General features: G+C 42.9%; 5 protein-coding genes. 2 read left to right on the plus strand and 3 right to left on the minus strand.

From position 1 onward, the window contains the following. Positions 1-450: 450 nt before the first annotated feature. Positions 451-618 carry a serpin family protein gene (locus VN429_RS12510; RefSeq protein ID WP_349255482.1) on the minus strand — a complete coding sequence of 56 codons (168 nt, stop codon included), beginning with the start codon at positions 616-618 and terminating at the stop codon, positions 451-453. Here VN429_RS12510 and VN429_RS03510 point away from each other — a divergent pair. Next, positions 606-1,067 (plus strand): alpha/beta fold hydrolase, encoded by a 462-nt coding sequence (locus tag VN429_RS03510; RefSeq protein WP_325629848.1) that lies wholly within the window; start codon positions 606-608, stop codon positions 1,065-1,067. The genes VN429_RS12510 and VN429_RS03510 overlap by 13 nt on opposite strands. A 127-nt stretch (positions 1,068-1,194) precedes the next feature. Further along, positions 1,195-2,490 (plus strand): ABC transporter substrate-binding protein, encoded by a 1,296-nt coding sequence (locus VN429_RS03515; RefSeq protein ID WP_325629850.1) that lies wholly within the window; start codon positions 1,195-1,197, stop codon positions 2,488-2,490. A gap of 160 nt (positions 2,491-2,650) precedes the next feature. Here the strand turns inward: VN429_RS03515 and VN429_RS03520 are convergent, their stop codons facing one another. Both VN429_RS03520 and VN429_RS03525 read right to left on the minus strand, forming a co-directional pair. Further along, positions 2,651-2,806: a hypothetical protein gene (locus VN429_RS03520; protein WP_325629852.1), complete on the minus strand. Its 156-nt coding sequence runs from the start codon at positions 2,804-2,806 to the stop codon at positions 2,651-2,653. A gap of 53 nt (positions 2,807-2,859) precedes the next feature. Continuing rightward, positions 2,860-4,810: alkyl/aryl-sulfatase (locus VN429_RS03525; protein ID WP_325629854.1), on the minus strand; the 1,951-nt coding region annotated here is incomplete at its 5' end.

Consider the following 4,810-nt stretch of genomic DNA (forward strand, 5'->3'; position numbering starts at 1 on the left):
GGTATTTGTATTGTGAAGATGTACAGGTTTTTCGAAAATTCATATTTTTTTCGGTTTTATCCACCTTCAAGGTTGATTGGATAATAACATTCCTTTCAGACTACTGATTTTATTGGTTTTTCAGAGAATACCTGAGTTCAACCATACCAGTCTGGAATTTCACAGTATCGATGAGGTTTAGAGAGATCTCTCTTGTGAGTTGACTATAAAGCGGGATGCCATCATGCAGAATCACCTGAAAAATTATCCAGCCAAGATATATCGTCATCACGTCATGCAATAAACCCATCCAGACTGGATGCGATGTACACAAGAACCTTACCCATACTACTAGGTTCAGATAATCTTACTTAACCGTTGAGTTAAGCAGATAATTACTGGAATATCATACGGTGAGTTTGATCAGGTGGGGAATTATCCTCTCTCTGATTTGTTTCCAAATGGTCATCATTATTCTGAAAAGCGATCGAGACCTGCTGGGATTTCCAGTGCAATCGTAGGTGTTTGGGTAAAATCGACGGTGAATGGGACTGATCCTGTCGGATTCATAACCCGTCCGATAAAAAGTATAATCCCGGACTTTTTATCACGGATCAAAAAAATGAATGGATGATCCACCTTGTTCTCATAAGTCTGATTGTGGTGGATCAAAGTGCATCCCCCGGAATGACGGGGTCACTGAAGAGATGGAAATGGAGCCACCAAATCTTGATGTTTATCTTGAACGGGCCGGTCGTCTCCTCCTGACCGATTCGTACCGGAACAAACACCCGGATCCGATGAGCTGGTTTGTGGACCACGGCAAAGTAGCAGACCACCGTTCTATTATGGAGCAGTATGGGGCCATGGACAGATGGAAGGGAGTGTATTCAGATCTCAATCTCATCAAGAGACCGATTCTGGTGATCACCGGTGACCGGGAAAATTTTACTCCACCGCAGAATGCAACGATCACCGCAGACGCTATACCGGGAGCAGAACTCGTTGTTGAAGAAGATACTGCTCATGGACTGATCTTTCAGGAGCCGGTTAAAGTTGGTGTGATGATCTCACGGTTCCTTATGTGATTGGATAAAACCCAAGTAGGATTTACTCAAAATAAGTCAGAGGATTATTATAATAAACACTGTATAAAATAAAGATACTGAAACTAATAGTCAACCTTTTCCGTACAAGTTCCGTATTGATTATATCATGAATCATGATGGATGGCTTGTACATAGAACAGTAATACTCTGTTTTATCGTCTTTTCGGTCTTTCTTTTCTGCTCTGTGACAGCAGATACAAACCAGAACCCGAAGGATGAAATTGTCGTGTATGGAATATACCCGACGAGTGGTGATCTTGCTCAAAAGGGTATTGAGGGTAAGGCAGCTGCATCGTTAGCGATTGAAAATCTGAAAACGGTATACGCTGACATCGGTTCAGACCGAACGTACTCTCTGAATTCAACTGATATCTCATCAGATCCAGATTCTGCATTAGCAGCAGTGAAGTCGCTTCATGAATCAGGTGTCAATCTGATTATTGGAACTCTCAGCAGTGCACAATTGGAAGCGATCAAGCCATATGCAGACTCGAATGGTGTAGTGATCGTCGCCACCGGCAGTTCGGCAACTTCACTCACTATCCCTGATGATAACATATTCAGGTTAAATCCCGACGACTCATCTGAAGAAGCAGCCCTCAATTCACTCCTTCAAAAAGAGAATATCGGGTACGTCATCCCACTGGTTCGTGAAGACTCATGGAGTAACTTCCAGGGTGAGACCATTCTGAACAGATCGATGAAATCCCTCAGTTCTGATGAAGTTGTGAGATATAATGCAAGTGCCACTGATTATAAAGAGATTGTATCCCGTCTTGATTCACTCGTAGGGTCAGCTCTTGATCGTGAAGACAAGAGTTCTGTTGCGGTTCTGGCATTCACATTTGATGATATCATTCCAATAATGGAAGAGGCATCCAGCTCTGCATATCCGAACCTGTCTCTTGTTCAATGGATCGGAACCGACGGGAACACGTTTGGTCAGAAACTTTTGAAATCAGAGAAAGCCGCCGATTTTGCTGATCAACGTAAATTTTCAGGATATACATTAACATTGGTAGATCTGTTCTCATCCAAGATTCCTCTTCAAATGAAGGAGAAAATTGGGTATGAACCTGATGGATATGCTTTTTCAGCATATGAAGCCGCAGATATTGCCGCACAAGTGCTCTCTATGCATGGGAGTCAGGAAGCTAAACAATTAAAAGAAGCCCTGGTATCCGTAATCGAAAAATATCATGGAATCTCCGGAAGTATGAGTATCAATGCAGCCGGAGATAAAACCCGTGCCAGTTATGGGTTCTTCACATTAGAGAAAGATAGTTCTGGTAATTTTGTTTGGAAGAACATTGGAGACTGGATGAAGTGGGCAGATTCTGCAGTACCATCTGTACGCAACCCGGATAACGTGGACGCTTGGTATCCCGTTAATTCATCCTAGGTGTGTCAGAAATCTGAACATATCAGATTCTCTTTTTTTAAATCATCACAAATTCCTCGAGTTCCTTGATCTTCAGGAACACTGTATAGGGTCACCAAGTATAAGGTAAACCGGGATATCCCCGGGATATCCACATTATTTAGCAATAAATCTCTCTCATTCATCTGATCGTAATTCCCACATAGATCAATCCAACATTCAACTCCTTCACTAAGTCAAACAGGACATTCCATTCACTGTTGAAGTAGATAGCATTCCTGATGAGTAGCCAGGTTTCTGAAGAACCGGATACGACAACGAATCGTATCATGGGCATGATTAAAACTTGGAACTCTCAGGTTCTGGTAAAAGGAAAAAACGGATAAAAAATTAGGGGGTGACGATGTTGAACCCTGGGTCAAATACATCCAGCATGGAGACAAACCGGTCAAATACCGCAGCATTACCGGTAGTGGTTACATTAGCTGGAGTTACTGAAGGATCAAGAGCCAGTTGTTCAAGTGTTTTGCGTGGCATCTCAACAGTTACATCTGCAGTTGGAGATGATGTATCCACCCAGTACTCGATTACTTCATTCTTTACCTGAATGAGTGCTTTATCACCAGTATCTGAAAGTTTCAGATTGATCTGGTAATCCTCATCTTTAGCTTTCTCTCCATTGACCCTGACTGATATATAATCCAGTAACTGGGACACGGACATAGCAGCCATAATATCAGGTGAAATGCCGCTTATCTCTTTGATTGGAGTGGTTCTTCTGAGATCCTGGGCTCCGGAGAGGTATGCATTCCTGGCGGTTCCTGAAACTTCCTGGTATCCAAGCTGCTCAAGTGCTGCTGCTTCCATCTCCCTGGCCTTCATATTTGTCGGATCAGCAAATACCAGGTAATTTGCTATACTGGCCACCAGTTCATACTTACCGGCATCATAATCCTGCTGCAGATGTCCCATGGCTGCATCTGCTCCTCCCATGTACTTAGTAATCTCTTTTGCATACTCTTCCGGAGGAAGGCGATTGAGGTTTATGGGATTTGCATCATAAAATCCAAGATATTTCTGGTATGTAGCCTTGACTCCCATATACATCTGACCATAAAATCCGTAGGTATACCAGAATTCCTTTAGGGAATCAGGAGGTTGGATCATGTTTGAGATCTCATCCATGGTGTATCCCTTATTGATGAGATTCAGGGTTTGATCATTGACGTATTTGTACAAATCACGCTGGTTTTCAAGAATCTCTATAACTTTGTCATTACCGAATCGTGGCCAGTGATGAGAACTAAACATGACTTTAGCTTTATCACCATACAATTGTCTTACTTCGTCGAGAGATCGTGCCCAGGCAAGTGGATCACGGACCTGTGCTCCCCGAAGTGTAAGGAGATTATGAAAGGTTGCCGTACAGTCTTCAGATACCAGAAGGGCATTCTTCTGTGGGAACCAGATATCAAGTTCAACCGGTGCCTCGGTATCTTCTGACAGATGGAACTCCATGTTCACTCCATCTATCGAAACCTTCTGCCCGGTATGCGTAATATCCAGGGTCGGGGGAATAAGAGATGCTGTTCCTACTGAGGGACTCTTTCCAAGACCTATGTCAATGTTTCCTTTGGCATCCTTGGGCAACTGGATACCATACTGGTAGGTAGCCCTGCGTTGCATGGCATTGCCAGCATAGACATTTTCGCTTAAAGCATGATCCATGAAGTGTTCAGGAGCAATGATCTGAACATCACCGTTTGCTACTTCTTCAGCAGTGACAACTCCCTTAACTCCCTGGTAGTGGTCAGCGTGAGGATGCGAATAGATTACTGCTTTTACCGGATAATGTCCGATTGTTTTGTTCACCAGGTCCATTGCAGCCTTTGCGGTTTCGACTGATATCATGGGATCAACGATAATCCAACCGGTATTACCTTTGATAAAGCTCATTGATGTGACATCATATCCCCTGACCTGATATATGCCGTCTGTCACATTGAACACCCCATTTATATTGTTGAGCAGGAATTGCCGATAGAGTAATGGATTTATCGTATCCGGTCTCGTTCCATTGGCAATGGCCTTGTATGCCTCCATATCCCATGCAGTTATACCGGGATATGGAGATGGAATAATCAGGGGATTATCTGTTGCTAAAAACCCTTTGTTTGCAAAAATAAAATCCTCTTCATTGTTATTCCATGCAGGAGTATTGTTTTTCTCATCCTGAATGGCGATAGTGTATTTCGTTGCATCATTCCGATTATCAGCATATACTGTCCCACATAACAGAATGAGACAGAATAATCCCATACAAACCCACTTTAATTTCATA

Origin of the sequence: Methanospirillum sp. (genome assembly GCF_035560735.1) — an archaeon.
In the GTDB taxonomy this organism is placed as follows: domain Archaea; phylum Halobacteriota; class Methanomicrobia; order Methanomicrobiales; family Methanospirillaceae; genus Methanospirillum.